Source organism: Benzoatithermus flavus (assembly GCF_037908215.1).
In the GTDB taxonomy this organism is placed as follows: Bacteria; Pseudomonadota; Alphaproteobacteria; order Geminicoccales; family Geminicoccaceae; genus Benzoatithermus; species Benzoatithermus flavus.
Genome location: NZ_JBBLZC010000005.1, coordinates 210,401 through 227,205, shown reverse-complemented (window position 1 = coordinate 227,205; position 16,805 = coordinate 210,401). Strand labels below are relative to the sequence as shown.

Sequence of the window (16,805 nt, the reverse complement as noted above, 5' to 3'; positions counted from 1 at the left end):
TCGAGCTGGCGCTGGGTGACGACACCGTTGCGCTGAAGCTGTGCCTGGAGCCGCTGTTGCCGGAGGGCCGGGCGGTCCGGCTCGACCTGCCGCCGCGCACCCTGGTCGATTTCGACCAGGCGACCGACACCTTCCGCGAGGCCTTGGCCGGGGCGAGGTCGGTACGCCTACCTCGCCGATCGAGGCTTAGCGCAGGCTGCTCGAGGCCGCCTAGCTGGAGCGGTGGCTCGCCCCCCTCGAAGCGCAGGAGCGTGAGGTATGAGCGGGCTGAGGCGCAGACCGAAGACGATCGAGCGGCAGCGCGACGCTGGTCGCCGGCTGATGTGGTTCGTGATGCGTGCGCCCGGCGAACCGATGTCCGAGTTGCCAGACGCTGCGCCCCTGTTCATGCTGGTGACGCCCGAGCGCGATCGAGAAGCGGAGCCGGCACTGAACACCAGCAGAGCGTGACCGAGCGGCTGCCGCTGAGCCGCATGCCGCAGCCCTTTGACGGCGAGCAGACCTGGATGGCTCCTGCCGCATCATCACCCATTCTGGCCGCCATCCGCGATCAGCCAGCGAGCATCTTCCGCGCGACGGATCATCGGCGAGATCTTCGCCGTTGTGGTTTCTTTCCCGTCCTCCGTGCTGGCGTGGTCATCGCGTCGGTTGCCTGCTGCCGCGGGACCGGCAGCAGGCCGAGGGCTTTCGCCCTCTCCGTGACGAGAGCCTCGATCTCTTTCGTGATGCTGCGTGGCTGCCGCGCCCGAGCCGTCGGCATGTCGCGCGGGTAGATGTACCTGCTGCGCAAGCAGGACGAGCAGTTCGCCCGCGATTGGGATCGGGCGGTCGAGGCAGGCACGGACATCCTGGAGGATGTCGCCGTCGAGCGGGCGAAGAGCGGCAGCGACAGCCTGCTCGTGTTCCTGCTCGAGGGGCGCCGGCGCGAGACGTGGGGCGACAAGCTCCAGAGCGACGGCAAGGCCGAGATCAACGGCACGCAGCCGGCCTTCATCATGTACGCGTTGGGGATACGGCCGAGCGAGGGCTAGGCCCAGCTTCTGTATCCCATCGCACCGCTTCCGCTGCCGCCGCTGCGCGGTCGGCCCTACGAACGGCTTCGGGCTGCGGTCGAGTGCCGCGTGGTGTCTCGCTCGTGGCGGCGACCGCGCGGTTCGAAATGGCGGTCGGCGAACTTGCGGACATACTGCCCTGAAGGGCGGTAAAGCCGAGAGTGGCTCGCCTTGCTCACCCGACGGCCGGCCGGGTCATTTTCGCTCTGCTTGAGCCCTTGAATTTGTTGGCGCGCCCGGAAGGACTCGAACCTCCAACCTTCTGATCCGTAGTCAGATGCTCTATCCATTGAGCTACGGGCGCGTCGCCGAAGGCCCGCTGCGTTTAGCCCGATCAAGGGCGTCTGGCAAGCCCCTCGCGAGGGGATTTTTCGCGAGGATTCTCAACCGGCCCGGACCAGATCGGCGATGCGCTTCGCCATCTCCTCGGGCGTCGTGCCGTGGCCGAAATGGGCGAGATAGCGGCCCTCGCGATCCATGAGGTAGGTGAAGGTCGAGTGGTCCACAAGATAGGCGCCGTCCTTGGCCTCGGCCTTGCGGGCGTAGACGCGATAAGCGCGCAAGGCCGCGCCGATCTCGGCCTCGCTGCCGGTGAGGCCCACGAGCTTCGGATGGAAGGCCTGGACGTAGCCGCGCATGACCTCGACCGTGTCGCGCGCCGGATCGACCGTGACGAAGATCGGAACGACCCGGTCCTGCACGTCCTGCGGCAGGTCGTCCATCGCCTGCGCGATCGTCTGCAGGCCGAGCGGGCAGACGTCGGGACAGAAGGTGTAGCCGAAATAGACCAGCATGAACCTGCCGCGGAAGTCCTGGTCGGTGACCCGCCTGCCGTTCTGATCGACCAGGCTGAACGGGCCGCCGATCGGCACCGTGCCCTGCTGCTGCGCGGTCGTCTGCACGGACGGTATCGAAAAGCGCCAGCCCAGGGCAGCGGCGACGATGAGGGCCAGGGCGACGAGGACGGCGGCGAGCCAGCGGGGCATCGGTCTCTCCGGGTACGAGGACGGGAAGGTCCGGCGGCGGGCTCAGCGCCTCTTCGGCCGCAGCGCCGTCCAGTCCTCCTCGCTCAGCATCTCCATGAGGAAGCTGAACTGGCCGGCGCCCTTCAGCCACTCGCCGCCGTCGATGGTGACGACCTCGCCGTTGATATAGGCGCTGCCGTCGGCGAGGAGGAAGGCGGCGAGATCGGCGAGCTCGCCGTGGCGGCCGGGACGGCCCAAGGGATTGCGCGTCTCGAAGGCCGCGGCGAGATCCGGCCGGGGCACGAGGCGCTCCCAGGCGCCTTCGGTCGGAAACGGCCCGGGTGCTATGGCGTTGAGGCGGATGCCGCGCCCGCCCCACTCGACCGCGAGCGAGCGGGTCATGGCGAGGACCCCGGCCTTGGCCACCGCCGAGGGCAGGACGTAGGCCGAGCCGGTCCAGGCATAGGACGTGACGATGCTGAGCACGGTCCCGCTCCGCTTCTCGGCGAGCCAGCGGCGACCCAGGGCGAGCGTCGCGTTCAGCGAGCCCTTGAGGACGATGCCGACCACGGCGTCCACCGCGCGCGGCGAGAGCTCCTCGCTCCGGGCCAGGAAGTTGCCGGCGGCGTTGTTGACGAGTGCCGTCACCGGCGCTTGCGCCTCGGCCGCCGCGATCATGCGCTCCACGGCCTCGGCGTCACGAATGTCGCAAGGAAAGGTGCGCACCACCCCGCCCGTGGCGGCACGGTGCTCGGCCGCCGTTTCCTCGAGCACGGCCGCCCGCCGGCCGCAGATGGTGAGGGAAGCGCCCAGCTCCAGGAAGCGCCGGCCCATGCTCTTGCCGAGCCCGGTGCCGCCGCCGGTGATCAGGATGTGGGCTCCTTGCAGGAGATCGTCCTTGAACATCGCGCGGCCTCCGTCCTCTGCCCGCTCCGGGTGTAGAGGCCGGACGGACGGGCGATCAAGACGCTTCCCGCCCGGCCCGACGGCAGCCGCCGCTCCAGCCGTCCTTGCGGCCGAGCTTCTCGACCAGGAAGTCGACGAAGGCGCGCAGCTTGCCCGAGGCGTGGCGCTGCGGCGGGAACACGGCGTGGATCGGGCTCTCGGGTGTCTGCCAGTCGGGCAGGAGCGGCTGCAACAGGCCGCGCTCGAGATCCTCGCCGATGATGAAATCCGGCAGGCAGACGATGCCCAGCCCTTCGAGCGCCGCCGAGCGCAGCGCGTCGCCGTTGTTGACCTCGAGATTGCCCCCGATCTTGACGGCGACGTGCTCGGCACCCCGCCGGAAGCTCCACGTGTCGCGCTCGCGGCGCAGGCTGTAGCGCAGGCAGTTGTGGCGGGCGAGATCGGCGGGCTCGCGCGGAATACCGGCGCGGGCGAGATAGGCCGGGCTCGCGGCGCAGATCGAGCGGGTGGTGGCGAGCCGGCGCGCGATCAGGCTGCTGTCGGCGAGCTGGCCGATCCGTACCGCGAGGTCGAAGCCCTCCTCCAGGAGATCGATGAAGCGGTCGTTGAGCACGAGCTCGATCTCGACCCCCGGATAGCGGGTGAGAAATTCCGGCAGGAGCGGCCCGAGATGCAGAAAGCCGAAGGTCACCGGCGCGTTGAGCTTGAGCCGGCCGCGCGGTGCCGCGCTGTGCTGCATCGCCATCAGCTCGGCCTCCTCGACCTCCTGCACGATCCGCGCACAGTAGTCGCGATAGGCGGCCCCGGCCTCGGTGAGCGCGAGACGCCGGGTGGTACGGTTGATGAGACGTACGCCGAGGCGCTCTTCGAGCGCGGTCACGTGCTTGCTCACCGCCGACTTGGACAGGCCGAGCTGCCGGGCGGCGCCCGAGAAGCTGCCGAGCTCCGCCACGCGCACGAACACGGCCATGCTCTGCAGCCGATCCAAGCCGTTCTCTCCCCGAGAAGAGGAAACGCTGCCCTGCCCTGGCCGCGATTGCGGCGGGTGCGAAAGCACTTAAGGTGGCGCTGCCGCCCGCCGTCAACGACCCAGAGAACGACCGAAGAGGCCCCCCTTGAGCGCCGAGATCGCCATAGCCCTCGCCCAAGCGAACCCGGTCGCTCCCGATCCCGCCGACACGCTCGCCCGTTTGCGCCGGATGCGGGCCGAAGCGGCGGCTCGAGGAGCCGATCTCGTGGTCTTTCCCGAGCTGTTCCTCGCCAGCGACGAGCCTTTGGAGTGTCTCGCCGCCGAGACCGCGGACGGCGGGCCGACCATCCTCGTGGGCGCGCCCTGGCGGGCGCCCGATGGCTCCCCGTTCTCCGCCGCTTTCCTGCTCCATGGGGGCGCCGTCGCCGGCAAGGCGCTGCGGCATGCGCCGGACGAGCGAGGTATACTCGCGAGCGGCCCGGTGCCGGGGCCGATCCGGCTGCCGCTGCGCGAGGGTGCCGTGCGGCTCGGCGTGATGCTCGGCGCGGACATGGCGGGCGAGGACGTGGCCGAGGCCGCGAGCGAGTGCGGCGCCGAGCTGCTGGTGGTGCTCGCCGGCTCGCCGTTCGCGCGCGATGCGGCCGAGCGGCGGCTGCAGCAGGGCGTGACGCGGGTGACCGAGACCGGACTACCGCTTCTTTACGTCAACGCTGTGGGCGGGGCGGACGGGATCGTCGCCGACGGCGGCTCGTTCGTGCTCGCCGCCGACCGCCGGCTCGTGCTGCAGGCACCCTGGTTCGCGGAGGCCGTGACGCTCTGTCGCTGGCGCCACGACGGGGACGGCGGCTGGTCGCCCGCGAGCCGTGGCCCGATCGCCCCGCCGCTCCCGGAACTCGAGGCGCTGTGGCGAGCGCTGGTGCTGGGCCTGCGCGATCAGGCCCGCAAACGCGGACGGGAAGCGGCGCTGCTCGAGCTCTCGGACGAGCCGGATGCGACCCTGTTGGCCGCGGTCGCGGTGGAGGCGCTGGGTGTCGAGCGCGTGCGGGCCGTGGCGGGGGCGGGTTCGGCCGAGCTCGCCGGACGGCTCGGCATCCGGCTCGACGCGCTCGACACGGCACCGGCAATGGCAGCCCTGCAGCGGGCGCTGGAGCCGCTTCTGGGAGAGCGGCCCGCGGGCGGCATCGAGGCGAAGCTGCGGCCGGGTCTGCGCGACCTCGCCCTGGCGACGCTCGCCGAAGGACTCGGCGCTCTCCTGCTCGCCACCGAGGACGGGGGTTCCGGTTTTCCGGTGCTGCGCGGCCTCGACCCGCTGGACCGGCAGGCGCTCTTGCGCTGGCGGAACGCTGGCTGCGCCGAGCCGATGCCAGCGCATCCGAACAAGCAGCCTTCGACGTGAGCTGCGTTGTGCCGGCGGGGCTGCTACACTATACATGGCCCGCGTGTTTGGTATCCTCGCACGCCGGCGCCGAACCGACGCCGGCGCGCATGGTTTTTTGCAAGGCGGTGGAGCATGAGCCGGCGGCGGCAGGTTTACGAGGGCAAGGCCAAGGTCCTCTACGAGGGTCCCGAGCCGGGCACGCTCATTCAGTACTTCAAGGACGACGCCACGGCCTTCAACAACCAGAAGAAGGGCGTCATCACCGGCAAGGGGGTGCTCAACAACCGCATCTCCGAGTACCTGATGATCAAGCTCGGCGAGGTCGGCATCCCGACCCACTTCATCCGTCGCGTCAACATGCGCGAGCAGCTCATCAAGGAGGTCGAGATCATCCCGATCGAGGTCGTGGTGCGGAACGTGGCCGCGGGCTCGATCGCCCAGCGCTTCAAGCTCGAGGAAGGGACACCGCTCCCCCGCTCGATCGTCGAGTACTACTACAAGTCCGACGAACTGGGCGATCCCATGGTCACCGAGGAGCACATCACGGCTTTCGGCTGGGCGACCTACCAGGAGATCGACGAGATCTTGAACCTGGCCCTCCGGATCAACGACTTCCTCTCCGGCCTGTTCACCGGCATCGGGCTGCGGCTGATCGACTTCAAGGTCGAGTTCGGGCGTCTGTGGGAGGACGAGGACATGCGGATCGTCCTCGCCGACGAGATCAGCCCCGACAATTGCCGGCTCTGGGACGCGCGGACCAACGAGAAGCTCGACAAGGACCGCTTCCGGCGCGACCTCGGCAACGTCCAGGAAGCCTACGCCGAGATCGCGCGCCGGCTCGGCATCCTGCCCGAGGCGGGCCCGCGCGACCTCAAGGGCCCGGAGACCATGCAGTAGTGCCTCCCGGTCGAGGCTCGCGGGCAGCCCCGATCGATCGGACGTGGACATCGGGGGGTGGTTGCGCCATACCACGCCCGCATCCGCCAGAATGTCGAGGATCTGCGCGGCCCGTGCGCCCGCCTGACAATGGAGATTGCCCCTTGAAAGCCCGGGTGGAAGTCTCGTTCCGTGACGGTGTGCTCGATCCCGAGGCGCAGGCGATCGGCCGCGCACTCGCGAGCCTGGGCTTCGGCGACGTCAGGGGCGTGCGCCGCACCAAGGTGATCGAGCTCGACCTCGCCACGACCGATCGCGCCACCGCCGAGAGCGAGCTGAAGGCGATGTGCGAGCAGCTCCTCGCCAATCCCGTGATCGAGACCTACCGGATCAGCCTCACCGAGTAAGGTGCCTGGGGGCAAGCCCATGAGCACGCTCTACGAGCGGGACTTCTATAGCTGGACGCAGCAGCAGGCCGAGATCCTGCGCCGCGCCGGCGAGCAGCACCTGAACGCGCCGGCCGGGCTCGACTGGGAACATGTGGCGGAGGAGATCGAGCAGTTGGGCAAGGACGAGCTCGACGAGCTTTACTCCCGCTATGCCGTCCTGATCGCGCACGATACCGGCATGCCCACCGAAAGCCTCCCCGCCATCTGCCCTTCCACCCTGGAGCAGGTCGAGGACCAAGCCTTCTGGCCCGAGCCCGAGGAGGGGCGTCCTTAAAGCCATGCGCGCCGCTGTCATCACCTTCCCCGGCTCCAACTGCGACCGCGACCTCGCGGTGGCGATGGAGGCCGTATTCGGCCGGCCCGTGCAGCGGGTCTGGCATCAGCAGGCCGAGCTGCCGCCCTTGGACGTGATCGGCGTGCCGGGCGGGTTCTCCTACGGCGACTATCTCCGCTGCGGCGCCATGGCGGCGCGCAGCCCGGTCATGCGCGAGGTGATCCGCCGCGCCGCCGAGGGTGTGGCCGTCATCGGCATCTGCAACGGGTTCCAGATCCTGACCGAGGCCGGGCTCCTGCCGGGTGCGCTCGTCCGCAACGCCGGGCTCAAGTTCGTCTGCCGCCCGGTCGAGCTCGAGGTCGCGACCACGGCGAGCGTGTTCACGAAGGGCTACGGGCTTCACGAGCGGATCGTGCTCCCGGTGGCGCACCACGACGGCAACTACGTGATCGACACGGACGGGCTGAAGCGGCTCCAGGACGAGGACCGGGTGGCGTTCCGCTACCGCGACAACCCGAACGGCTCGACCGACGACATCGCCGGCGTGCTCGGCGGTCCGAAGCGCAACGTGCTCGGGCTCATGCCGCATCCCGAACGCGCGATCGAGCCGCTTTTGGGCGGCAGCGACGGCCGCGCCCTGTTCCAATCCCTGCTCGAGGCCTTCGGATGACCCTGGCCCCCGCCTCGCCCGAGATCACGCCCGAGATCGTGGCCGAGCACGGCCTCAGTCCCGAGGAGTACGAGCGCATCCTGGCGATCCTCGGCCGCGCGCCGAATCTGGTCGAGCTCGGCATCTTCTCGGTGATGTGGAGCGAGCACTGCTCCTACAAGTCCTCGCGCAAACACCTCTCGAAGTTCCCGACCAAGGCCCCGTGGGTCGTGCAGGGCCCGGGCGAGAACGCCGGTGTCGTCGACATCGGCGAGGGGCTCGTCGCCGTCTTCAAGATGGAGAGCCACAATCACCCCTCGTTCATCGAGCCCTACCAGGGTGCGGCGACGGGCGTGGGCGGCATCTTACGCGACGTGTTCACGATGGGGGCGCGGCCGGTGGCGCTCTTGGATGCGCTCCGCTTCGGCGACCCTTCGCACCCCAAGACCCGCCATCTCGTCCACGGCGTCGTCGCCGGCATCGGCGGCTACGGCAACTGCGTCGGCGTGCCGACCGTGGGCGGCGAGTGCACCTTCCACCACGCCTACAACGGCAACATCCTCGTCAACGTGATGTGCGTCGGCATCGCGCGGAAGGACCGCGTGTTCTACGCCAAGGCCAGCGGGGTCGGGAACCCGGTGGTCTATGTCGGCGCCAAGACCGGCCGCGACGGCATCCACGGCGCCACCATGGCCTCGGCCGAGTTCAGCGAGGCGACCGAGGCCAAGCGGCCGACCGTGCAGGTGGGCGACCCCTTCACCGAGAAGCTCCTGATCGAGGCCTGCCTCGAGCTCATGGAGAAGGACTGCATCGTCGCCATCCAGGACATGGGAGCGGCGGGCCTCACCTCTTCCTCGTTCGAGATGGCGGATCGCGGCGGCGCCGGGATCGAGCTCGACCTCGACCGGGTGCCGTTGCGCGAGGCCGGCATGACGCCTTACGAGATCATGCTCTCCGAGAGCCAGGAGCGGATGCTCATGGTGCTCGAGGAGGGCCGCGAGGGCGAGGCCATGGCGGTGTTCCGGAAATGGGGCCTCGACTGCGCGGTGATCGGCCGGGTCACCGACACCGGCCGGATGGTGCTGCGCTGGCGGGGCGAGGTCGTGGCGAATGTGCCCGTTGCTCCCGTGAGCGGAGCCTCCCCGGTCTACGACCGGCCGAGCGAGCCCTCGCCCCGGCGGGTGCCGATCGCGGCGAGCGACCGCGAGGCCGTGCTGCCGCACCGGCAAGCGCTCCTGCGCCTGATCGGCTCGCCCGATCTCTGCAGCAAGCGCTGGATCTTCGAGCAGTACGACCACATGGTCATGGGCGACACGGTGCAGCGTCCGGGCGGGGACGCGGCCGTGGTGCGGGTGCACGGCACGAACCGGGGCCTGGCGCTCGCGACCGACTGCACGCCCCGTTACTGCCAGGCCGATCCGCACATGGGCGGGATGCAGGCCGTGGCGGAATCCTGGCGCAACCTCGTCGCCACGGGGGCGCGGCCACTCGCCATCACCAACTGCCTCAACTTCGGCAGTCCCGAGCGGCCGCGGATCATGGGGCAGCTCATCGGCTGCATCGAGGGCATGGCGGCCGCCTGTAGAGCGCTCGACTACCCGGTCGTCTCGGGCAACGTCTCGCTCTACAACGAGACCGACGGCAACGCGATCCTGCCCACGCCCAATGTCGGCGGTGTCGGCCTGATCGAGGATCTCGGCCGCATGGTCGGAATCGCCTGGCAGGAGCCGGACCTCGTGCTCGTGCTCCTGGGCGAATGCCTGGGCTGGCTCGGCAGCTCGCTCTACTGGCAGGTCATCCTGGGCCGCGACGACGGCGCGCCGCCGCCGGTCGATCTCGCCGCCGAGCGCCGCAACGGCGAGTTCGTGCTGCGGCAGATCGCGGCGGGGCGCGTGCGCGCCTGCCACGACCTCTCGGACGGCGGCCTCGCGGTTGCCGTGGCCGAGATGTGCCTCGCGAGCGGCATGGGTGCTGCGCTCCACGTCCCGAGCGACGTGCCGAGCACTGCGGGCTGGCTCTTCGGCGAGGATCAGGGCCGCTATCTCCTGGCCGTCCGGGACGAGGACGTCCGGCCGCTGCTTCAGGCCGCGGCCGAGGCAGGCGTGCTCGCGCGCGAGGTCGGGCGGACCGGCGGCGGCGCGTTGATCCTGCGCGACGAGGAGCCCATATCGCTCCAAGAGCTCCGGGCCGTGCACGAAGGCTGGCTGCCGGGTTACATGGCGGCCGCCGCCGAGGTGTGAGAGGGAGTTTTCGAGCCCATGCCGATGAGCGCAGCCGAGATCGAGCGCCTGATCAAGGAAAGCCTGCCCGACGCTCGCGTCCGGATCGAGGACCTGGCCGGCGACGGCGATCATTATCGTGCGCACATCGTCTCCGAGGCATTCCGCGGCAAGTCCCGCCTGCAGCAGCATCAGCTCGTCTACCAGGCGCTCGGCCAGCGGATGGGTGGCGAGCTGCATGCGCTGGCCCTCGTCACTGCCGTTCCCGAGGACTAGGCCGCGACCCGAACCGATCAACGAGGATCGAACAGCGATGAGCACGATCAACGAGCGCATCAGGCAGCAGATCGAGGGCGACGACGTCGTCCTCTACATGAAGGGTACGCCCGTGTTCCCGATGTGCGGCTTCTCCGCCGCCGTGGTCCAGGTCCTGAACCAGGTGGGCGTGCCGTTCCAGTCCTACAACGTGCTCGACGACATGGAGCTGCGGCAGGGTCTGAAGGAGTTCTCCAACTGGCCGACCTTTCCGCAGCTCTACGTCAAGGGCGAGCTCGTGGGCGGCTGCGACATCGTCCGCGAGATGTACGAGAGCGGCGAGCTCCAGCAGCTCCTCGCCGAGAAGGGCATCACCCACAAGGCCTGATCCCGGCCTTTCCGGCTCTCAATGGGGCGTCGCGCAGCCCGGCGGCGCCTCGCACTCCTCCAGAAGCTCGGCCGTGAGCGGCCAGCCGTCGAACGAGCCGCTGGCGCGCAGCGGCAGATAGCGCCCGTCGGCGCTGACCACGATCTCGATCTCGCGCTGGGCCCCGCCCCGCTCGGGCACGAGCTTGCCCGTGTCCTCGTCGAGTTCCTGGGCGACACGATACTGCAACGCCACCCGATGCGCGGCCTTGCTGTCGCCGCGCTGCGTGATCTGCGTCGACCCGAGATAGCGCACGTGCGCGTCGTAGCGCTTGCGGCCGGTGAACACCTTGAGATCGAGCTCGTCGCCCTCGACGGCCTGGCCCAGCCAGGCGCGCGCGCGCAGGATCGCGGCGAGCGGGTCGACCGTTCCGCTGCCGAGCCCGTCCGGTACCCGACTCACCCGCACGCGTCCGCCCTTGGTGAGCGCAAAGCTCGCGATCTCGCCATCGGCGCCATAGCGGATGCCGATGTCGCGGATCCGGTCCTCGCGGCTGTAGGTGGCTTCGAAGCTCCTGGGCTTCACCTCGGCGGCGCGGACACGGGCGATTCCGTCCATACGGGTGAGCGATGGCTGGACGAGACCGAGCATGGCGCCGCTCTCGAACACGAAGCGCGTGCGCAGCCCCTCGGCCATGGACTCCAGCGAGAGCGCCGCCTGCCCGATCTCGATCCCCGTCGCCTGCACCGCGTAGCGCGCGTCGAAGCCGGCGGCGGCCGCCCGCATCGCCGTGCCGGTCGGCACGGCGAGACAAGCGGCCACCAGGCCCGCTACACTGACACGCAAGACATTCTCGCTGAGGCTCATCGGTCACCATTCCGACAGGGTTCGTCCCGCGCATGCGTCGAGAAGGCAGCCGCATGGCGAGCATACCGGGCAGGAAACGGCCGGGCATCGCCATGGTGGCCGCTGTCGCTGTCCTTGTCACGAGTTGCGGCATGGCCCGGTATGCCCGGCCGCCGGAGCCGGGAGCGAACGATCCTCTCCTCACCCGTCCGGGAGAGGTGCTGTTCCGGCGCGCGGAACGGCTGCAGGAACTGGCCTCCTTCCCCGCCTTCGTCCGCGATCGCTGGTGCATGGCGGGCACCGTACCGGATCGGGGCCGGCTGCCGCCACCCGTATCGGGCCTGCGCGCCCTGGCCGAGGGACCCGACCCGGCGAGCGAGCCTTTCGCTTATGCCGTGATGACCACCGCCGCGGCCGCATTCGGAGCCGGCGACGCCAACGCACGCCAAGCGCTGGCCGGGCTCCTCGACGTCTGGGCACGCGCCGACGCCCTCACCCGGATCGAGACGCCGAGCGCCAACGTCTACTACGCGCTCGACCGAACCCTTCTGCCGATCATCGTGGCTTTTGCCCTCTTACGTGCCGATCCGACGGCGCTCACACCGGACCGGCGCGCGCGGGTCGAGCGCTGGCTCGGGAAGGTCGAAGCGCTCCGCGGCCGGGAGCGCAGACTACCATCCCCGCGCGAGGTCACTGCTCGCAACAATCACTATTACCTGCGGGCCAGCGTCAGCATGGCCTGGGGTGCGCTCACCGGCGACGAGAGCGCGTTCCGGCAGGGGAGCGAGGCCTATCTTCAGGCGCTCCACGACATGCGGCCCGACGGCAGCCTGCCGCTCGAGACCCGGCGCAGCGTGCGCGCCTTGTGGTACCAGCGGCACGCACTCGCCTCGCTCGTGACGATCGCGGAGATGGCGGCGGTGCAGGGGCAGGACCTCTATGGCCGTGCGGTGGACGGCAAGGACATCCACACCGGCGTGCGCTTCCTGCTCGACGCCATCGACGATCCGGAGCGGGTGCGGGCCTACGCCGAAACGGGCGGCGAGCCGCAGGATCTGGGCTTCCTCGTCCGCCGCGGCCACGGCCGCCACTACATGGCCTGGGCCGAGCCCTACATCGCTCGCTTCCCGGAGCATCCCGAGAGCCGCCGCCTGCTGGCGCTCTTACGCCGGGCCGGGTCCGACTTCCGGCCGATGATCGACGACTACAGCGGCGGCGACACGACCTGCTTCTTCGCGAAGCTGCGGGAAGAGGCCGCCATCCGAGGCGCGCGAGAGCCGACCGGAGGCGACGGAACGATCCAAAACGCGAACGGCCCCTCGCGGGGCCGCTCCAACCGAGGGTGACGATCGCGGCAACGCCCCTGCCGGGCACGACCACGGTCGCGCCGTGCTCAGCGCGAGTAGTACTCGATCACCAGATTCGGCTCCATCTGCACCGGGTAGGGCACGTCCTGGAGCTTCGGGGTGCGGACGAACTGCGCCTTGAGGCCCTTCGGATCGAAGCTGATGTAGTCGGGCACGTCGCGCTCGGGATGCTGCACGCTCTCGAGCATGTTCGGATGATTCTTCGAGCGCTCGGCGATCTCGATCGTGTCGCCCTCGCGCACGAGATAGCTCGGGATGTTGACGCGCTTGCCGTTGACGAGCACGTGGCCGTGGTTGATGAGCTGGCGGGCGGCGAACGGGGTCGGCGCCAGGTTGACGCGGTAGACCACGGTGTCGAGCCGGCGCTCGAGCAGGCCGATCAGGTTCTCGGCGGTGTCGCCACGCAGCCGGGCAGCCTCCTCGTAGGCGCGCCGGAACTGCCGCTCGCTCATGTTGGCGTAGTAGCGCTTGAGCTTCTGCTTGGCCGCGAGCTGGAGCGCGTAGTCGGAGAGCTTGCGCCGCTTCTGGCCGTGCTCGCCTGGCCCGTAATCGCGACGCGCCAGCGGGTTCTTCTGGCGACCCCAGAGATTGACACCGAGCCGGCGGCAGATCTTCGTCTTGGCTTCAATGCGCTTGGTCATCGACCCTCGGCAGCGAACGTGACAAAAGAAGCGGCCCGGAGCTTTCGCCCGGCCGCGCGTGATGCCGCGTTATAGTGGACCCGCGTGCTCTGTCAAGATTCCTGCACAGCCCGTGGAGCGCCCCGGCCAGCAGGGCGAAGGCCGGCGAGGACTGGCATCGGCTCGGGCAGCAGAGATGGCAGCACGGAATGCCAGTCGCCAGTCCTCGGGCACCCGCTCGGGACGGCCCTCGGCGGGGTGGGATGCGCCAGGTCTTCCGGCACGCGGGCGAGCCCGAGCACGACCGCCATCAAGGCAAAAGGATATCGGGGCTGGCACCAGCTGGCGGCCCCCCGGGAACGGAAACGACGCCTTCTCCTAGGCCCCCTCCTCCTCCAGCGCCCCGAGCAGCGCCAGGTTGCCGCCTACCGCCGCCGTGTTGACCGTCACCGTGCGCTCGACGGCGAAGCGCAGGAGATAGTACGGACCGCCGGCCTTGAAGCCGGTGCCCGAGAGCCCTTCGCCGCCGAAGGGCTGGGAGCCGACGACGGCGCCGATGATGTTGCGGTTGACGTAGATGTTGCCCGCCCGCACCCGGCTCACGACGTGGTCGATGGTCTCGTCGATCCGGGAATGGATGCCGAAGGTGAGGCCGAAGCCGGTGGCGTTGATGCTCTCGACCACCTGGTCGAGTCGGCTGCCCGGATAGCGCACCACGTGCAGGATCGGCCCGAAGCTCTCCTTCTCGAGCCGGCCGATCCGGTCGATCTCGACCAGGGTGGGAGCCACGAAGCTGCCGTGCGCGTGGCGCTCGTCGAGTGGGCAGCGATAGAGCAGCCGCGCTTGCGCCGAGATCGCCGCCACGTGGCGCTCGAGCTCCTCCTTCGCCGCCTCCTCGATCACCGGGCCCACGTCGGTATCGAGCCGGGCGGGATCGCCCACCTGGAGCTCGGCCATGGCCCCGGTCAGCATGTCGATGACCTTGGGGGCGATCTCCTCCTGCAGGAAGAGCACGCGCAGCGCCGAGCAGCGCTGGCCGGCCGAGCGGAAGGCGCTCTCGATGGCATCGGTCACGACCTGCTCCGGGAGCGCCGTGTTGTCGACGATCATGGCGTTGAGCCCGCCGGTCTCGGCGATGAGCGGCCGGATCGGGTGATCTTTGGCCGCCATGGTGCGCTGGATCGCCCAGGCGGTCTCGGTCGAGCCCGTGAACACCACGCCCGCCGTGCGCGGATCGCCGACCAGCACCGGCCCCACCACGTGCCCCTCGCCCGGCACGTGGATCAGCGCATCCTCGGGCACGCCGGCCTTGTGGAGAAGGGAGATGATCTCCTCCGCGATCAGCGCCGTGGCTTCGGCCGGTTTCGCGATCACCGTGTTGCCGGCGGCCAGCGCCGCCGCGATCTGACCCGTGAAGATCGCGATCGGGAAATTCCAGGGCGAGATCGCGACGAACACGCCACGCGGCTCGAGGCGGAGCCGGTTGTCCTCGCCGGTCGGACCCGGCAGCGGCATGGGTGCGGCGAACAGGCGGCGCGCCTCGGCCGCGTAGTAGCGCAAGAAATCGATCGCCTCGCGCCAGTCGGCGACCGAATCCACGATCGTCTTGCCGGCCTCCTTCACGCAGAGCGCCAGGAGCACGCCGCGCTCGGCCTCGAGCAGGTCGGCGGCCCGCTCGAGAATGGCGGCCCGCTCCTCGGCCCGCACACGGCCCCAATGCGCGAAGGCGGCGTGCGCCGCGGCGAGCGCCCGCTCGGCAGCTTCGGCGTCGGCGAAGGCCACCTCGCCGATCACCTCGCGCCGGTCGGCCGGGTTGCGCACGGCGTGGCGGTTGGCGGCCGAGCCGATGCCGGGCTTCGCCACGAAGCGCCGCTCGCCCGAGATCGCCCGGGTCAGCGCCTGCTCGAGTGCTGCGCGCTCCTTGGGCGAGCTCAGATCGATGCCAACGGCGTTCTTGCGCTGCGGGGCGAACAGTTCGGGCGGCCGGCGGATCTTGGGGTGCGGCTTGGGGTGGACCGATCGCAGCCGCTGCACGGGATCGGCGATCAGCTCCTCGAGCGAGGTCTCGGGATCGACCACCTGATGGACGAAGGAGCTGTTGGCTCCGTTCTCGAGCAGCCGGCGCACGAGATAAGGGAGAAGATCCTTGTGGCTGCCCACGGGCGCATAGACCCGGCAGGGGATGCCGACATGCTCGACCGTGGCGAGGTCGCGGTAGAGCGCTTCTCCCATGCCGTGCAATTTCTGGAACTCGAACCCACTGCGCCGGTTGCCGGCGAGCTCGATCACGGCGGCGATGGTATGCGCGTTGTGGGTCGCGAACTGGGGATAGAACAGCTCGCCGCCCTCGAGCAGGCGCTTGGCGCAGGCGAGATAGGAGACGTCGGTCGCCACCTTCCGGGTGAACACCGGGAAATCGGGCACGCCCAGGACCTGCGCGTGCTTGATCTCGGTATCCCAGTAGGCCCCCTTCACGAGCCGGACCGGGATCTGGCGCGAGGTGCGCCGGGCGAGTTCGGCGAGCCAGGGGATCATGTACAGGGCCCGCTTCTGGTAGGCCTGGACGGCGAGCCCGAGCCCGTTCCAGCCCATGAGGTCGGGATGGGTCGCGAGGCGCTCGATGAGATCGAGCGAGGGCTCGAGACGCTCGCTCTCCTCGGCGTCGATCGTGATCGCGATGCCGGCGGCGCGTGCGGCCTTCAGAAGGCCGACCAGCCCCGGCAGCAGCTCGGCTTCGAGCCGGCGCCACTTCGCGAACTCGTAGCGCGGATGCAGCGCCGAGAGCTTGATCGAGAGGCTGGGCCGGTCGAAGAAGCCGGCCTGGGGGGCGGTGGCGGCGATCCGCTGCAGCGCCGCGTGGTAGGCCTCGAAATAGCGCGCGGCGTCGGCCGCGGTCTTGGCCCCCTCGCCCAGCATGTCGTAGGAGTAGCGGAAGCCCAGCTCGTGCATCCGCTTCGCCCGCTCGATCGCCTGATCGATCGTCTGCCCGAGCACGAACTGCTGGCCCAGGATGCGCATGGCCTGCCGCATGGCCTCGCGCACGACGGGCTCGCCCAGACGGCCGAGCAGGCTGCGAAAGCGCGTCGTGAAGTCCTCGCCGGGCTGGTCCCAGCGCATGACCCGGCCCGAGAGCATGAGGCCGAAGGCCGAGGCGTTGACGAGGAAGCTCTCGCTGCGCGCGACCCGCTTCTGCCAGTCCACGTCGCCGATCTTGTCGCGGATCAGCTTCTCCTGCGTCTCGGCGTCGGGCACGCGCAAGAGCGCTTCGGCCAGGCACATCAGCATCACACCCTCGTGGGTGTCGAGGCTGTAGGCGTGCATGAACGCCTCGACCCCGCCCTGCGCCGCCGTCTCCGCCCTGAGCCGGTGCGCCAGCCGGCGGGCACGCGCCTGGATGCGCTCGACCGTGGCCGGATCGAACCGGAGCTCGGCCAAGAGCATCTCCACGGCATCGGTCTCGTCACGGTGGTAAGCGGCGTCGATCGCTCGGCGCAAGGGATCGTCGTGGCGGGGCAGCAGGTCGGCGAGGAAGGCGGACGGCATGGACAGGGCTCCGCAGGAGGCAGCGGGCGCAGCTTAGCGCGGCGCGCGCAGGCTTGCACGCTTACGGGT

At 69.8% G+C, this 16,805-nt stretch carries 17 protein-coding genes and 1 tRNA gene; 11 read left to right on the top strand and 7 right to left on the bottom strand.

Features of this window, described 5'->3' with window-relative positions; genetic code table 11:
* The first annotated feature begins 258 nt into the window (after positions 1–258).
* Together U1T56_RS07455 and U1T56_RS07450 are read left to right on the top strand one after the other, a co-directional pair.
* Positions 259–450, top strand: a complete 192-nt coding sequence (locus tag U1T56_RS07455; protein WP_418158820.1) for a hypothetical protein — start codon at positions 259–261, stop codon at positions 448–450.
* A 323-nt stretch (positions 451–773) separates the two neighbouring features.
* Positions 774–1,031, top strand: a complete 258-nt coding sequence (locus U1T56_RS07450) for a hypothetical protein (protein WP_418158819.1) — start codon at positions 774–776, stop codon at positions 1,029–1,031.
* Positions 1,032–1,280: 249 nt separating this feature from the next.
* On the opposite strand, the gene U1T56_RS07445 is transcribed toward U1T56_RS07450, so the two are convergent.
* The 4 genes from U1T56_RS07445 to U1T56_RS07430 form a co-directional block, all read right to left on the bottom strand.
* Positions 1,281–1,356 (bottom strand) — tRNA-Arg (locus tag U1T56_RS07445).
* Between the two features lie 79 nt (positions 1,357–1,435).
* Positions 1,436–2,038 (bottom strand): SCO family protein, encoded by a 603-nt coding sequence (locus tag U1T56_RS07440; protein ID WP_418158818.1) that lies wholly within the window; start codon positions 2,036–2,038, stop codon positions 1,436–1,438.
* Between the two features lie 42 nt (positions 2,039–2,080).
* Positions 2,081–2,923: an SDR family oxidoreductase gene (locus U1T56_RS07435; protein WP_418158817.1), complete on the bottom strand. Its 843-nt coding sequence runs from the start codon at positions 2,921–2,923 to the stop codon at positions 2,081–2,083.
* A 55-nt stretch (positions 2,924–2,978) separates the two neighbouring features.
* On the bottom strand, positions 2,979–3,911 hold the full coding sequence (locus U1T56_RS07430; protein WP_418158816.1) for a LysR family transcriptional regulator: 933 nt from the start codon (positions 3,909–3,911) through the stop codon (positions 2,979–2,981).
* Positions 3,912–4,038: 127 nt separating this feature from the next.
* Here U1T56_RS07430 and U1T56_RS07425 point away from each other — a divergent pair, with 127 nt between their 5' ends.
* The 8 genes from U1T56_RS07425 (at position 4,039) to grxD (ending at position 10,381) form a co-directional block, all read left to right on the top strand.
* The gene (locus U1T56_RS07425; protein WP_418158815.1) at positions 4,039–5,289 is read left to right on the top strand and encodes a nitrilase-related carbon-nitrogen hydrolase; all 1,251 of its coding nucleotides are present in this window, start codon (positions 4,039–4,041) and stop codon (positions 5,287–5,289) included.
* A 114-nt stretch (positions 5,290–5,403) separates the two neighbouring features.
* Positions 5,404–6,168 carry a phosphoribosylaminoimidazolesuccinocarboxamide synthase gene (gene purC / locus U1T56_RS07420; protein WP_418158814.1) on the top strand — a complete coding sequence of 255 codons (765 nt, stop codon included), beginning with the start codon at positions 5,404–5,406 and terminating at the stop codon, positions 6,166–6,168.
* 143 nt (positions 6,169–6,311) lie between these two features.
* Positions 6,312–6,554 carry a phosphoribosylformylglycinamidine synthase subunit PurS gene (gene purS / locus U1T56_RS07415; protein WP_418158813.1) on the top strand — a complete coding sequence of 81 codons (243 nt, stop codon included), beginning with the start codon at positions 6,312–6,314 and terminating at the stop codon, positions 6,552–6,554.
* 19 nt (positions 6,555–6,573) lie between these two features.
* The gene (locus tag U1T56_RS07410; RefSeq protein ID WP_418158812.1) at positions 6,574–6,870 is read left to right on the top strand and encodes a DUF29 family protein; all 297 of its coding nucleotides are present in this window, start codon (positions 6,574–6,576) and stop codon (positions 6,868–6,870) included.
* 4 nt (positions 6,871–6,874) lie between these two features.
* The gene (gene purQ / locus U1T56_RS07405) at positions 6,875–7,540 is read left to right on the top strand and encodes a phosphoribosylformylglycinamidine synthase subunit PurQ (protein ID WP_418158811.1); all 666 of its coding nucleotides are present in this window, start codon (positions 6,875–6,877) and stop codon (positions 7,538–7,540) included.
* On the top strand, positions 7,537–9,759 hold the full coding sequence (gene purL / locus U1T56_RS07400) for a phosphoribosylformylglycinamidine synthase subunit PurL (RefSeq protein WP_418158810.1): 2,223 nt from the start codon (positions 7,537–7,539) through the stop codon (positions 9,757–9,759). The genes purQ and purL overlap by 4 nt, the downstream gene beginning before the upstream one ends.
* Before the next feature lie 18 nt (positions 9,760–9,777).
* Positions 9,778–10,014 carry a BolA family protein gene (locus U1T56_RS07395; protein ID WP_418158809.1) on the top strand — a complete coding sequence of 79 codons (237 nt, stop codon included), beginning with the start codon at positions 9,778–9,780 and terminating at the stop codon, positions 10,012–10,014.
* 37 nt (positions 10,015–10,051) lie between these two features.
* Positions 10,052–10,381, top strand: coding sequence for a Grx4 family monothiol glutaredoxin (gene grxD, locus U1T56_RS07390; RefSeq protein ID WP_418158808.1), 330 nt, complete (start codon positions 10,052–10,054; stop codon positions 10,379–10,381).
* Positions 10,382–10,399: 18 nt separating this feature from the next.
* Here the strand turns inward: grxD and U1T56_RS07385 are convergent, their stop codons facing one another.
* Positions 10,400–11,227 (bottom strand): DUF3108 domain-containing protein, encoded by an 828-nt coding sequence (locus tag U1T56_RS07385; protein WP_418158807.1) that lies wholly within the window; start codon positions 11,225–11,227, stop codon positions 10,400–10,402.
* 131 nt (positions 11,228–11,358) lie between these two features.
* Between U1T56_RS07385 and U1T56_RS07380 the strand changes: the two genes are divergently transcribed.
* Complete coding sequence (locus tag U1T56_RS07380) at positions 11,359–12,552, top strand: alginate lyase family protein (protein WP_418158806.1); 1,194 nt, start codon at positions 11,359–11,361, stop codon at positions 12,550–12,552.
* A gap of 47 nt (positions 12,553–12,599) precedes the next feature.
* Here U1T56_RS07380 and rpsD read toward each other — a convergent pair whose 3' ends face one another.
* Entirely contained in the window at positions 12,600–13,214 is a 615-nt protein-coding gene (gene rpsD, locus U1T56_RS07375; RefSeq protein ID WP_418158805.1) for a 30S ribosomal protein S4, read from the bottom strand.
* Positions 13,215–13,571: 357 nt separating this feature from the next.
* Positions 13,572–16,736: a bifunctional proline dehydrogenase/L-glutamate gamma-semialdehyde dehydrogenase PutA gene (gene putA / locus U1T56_RS07370; protein WP_418158804.1), complete on the bottom strand. Its 3,165-nt coding sequence runs from the start codon at positions 16,734–16,736 to the stop codon at positions 13,572–13,574.
* Positions 16,737–16,805 lie beyond the last annotated feature (69 nt).

Coding starts and splice junctions, on each gene's coding strand:
- U1T56_RS07435 (WP_418158817.1), bottom strand. CDS start 2,923: ATGTTCAAGGACGATCTCCTGCAAGGAGCCCACATCCTGATCACCGGC.
- U1T56_RS07395 (WP_418158809.1), top strand. CDS start 9,778: ATGCCGATGAGCGCAGCCGAGATCGAGCGCCTGATCAAGGAAAGCCTG.
- rpsD (WP_418158805.1), bottom strand. CDS start 13,214: ATGACCAAGCGCATTGAAGCCAAGACGAAGATCTGCCGCCGGCTCGGT.
- putA (WP_418158804.1), bottom strand. CDS start 16,736: ATGCCGTCCGCCTTCCTCGCCGACCTGCTGCCCCGCCACGACGATCCC.
- U1T56_RS07385 (WP_418158807.1), bottom strand. CDS start 11,227: ATGAGCCTCAGCGAGAATGTCTTGCGTGTCAGTGTAGCGGGCCTGGTG.
- U1T56_RS07410 (WP_418158812.1), top strand. CDS start 6,574: ATGAGCACGCTCTACGAGCGGGACTTCTATAGCTGGACGCAGCAGCAG.
- purL (WP_418158810.1), top strand. CDS start 7,537: ATGACCCTGGCCCCCGCCTCGCCCGAGATCACGCCCGAGATCGTGGCC.
- U1T56_RS07450 (WP_418158819.1), top strand. CDS start 774: ATGTACCTGCTGCGCAAGCAGGACGAGCAGTTCGCCCGCGATTGGGAT.
- U1T56_RS07440 (WP_418158818.1), bottom strand. CDS start 2,038: ATGCCCCGCTGGCTCGCCGCCGTCCTCGTCGCCCTGGCCCTCATCGTC.
- U1T56_RS07380 (WP_418158806.1), top strand. CDS start 11,359: ATGGCCCGGTATGCCCGGCCGCCGGAGCCGGGAGCGAACGATCCTCTC.
- purQ (WP_418158811.1), top strand. CDS start 6,875: ATGCGCGCCGCTGTCATCACCTTCCCCGGCTCCAACTGCGACCGCGAC.
- U1T56_RS07455 (WP_418158820.1), top strand. CDS start 259: ATGAGCGGGCTGAGGCGCAGACCGAAGACGATCGAGCGGCAGCGCGAC.
- purC (WP_418158814.1), top strand. CDS start 5,404: ATGAGCCGGCGGCGGCAGGTTTACGAGGGCAAGGCCAAGGTCCTCTAC.
- grxD (WP_418158808.1), top strand. CDS start 10,052: ATGAGCACGATCAACGAGCGCATCAGGCAGCAGATCGAGGGCGACGAC.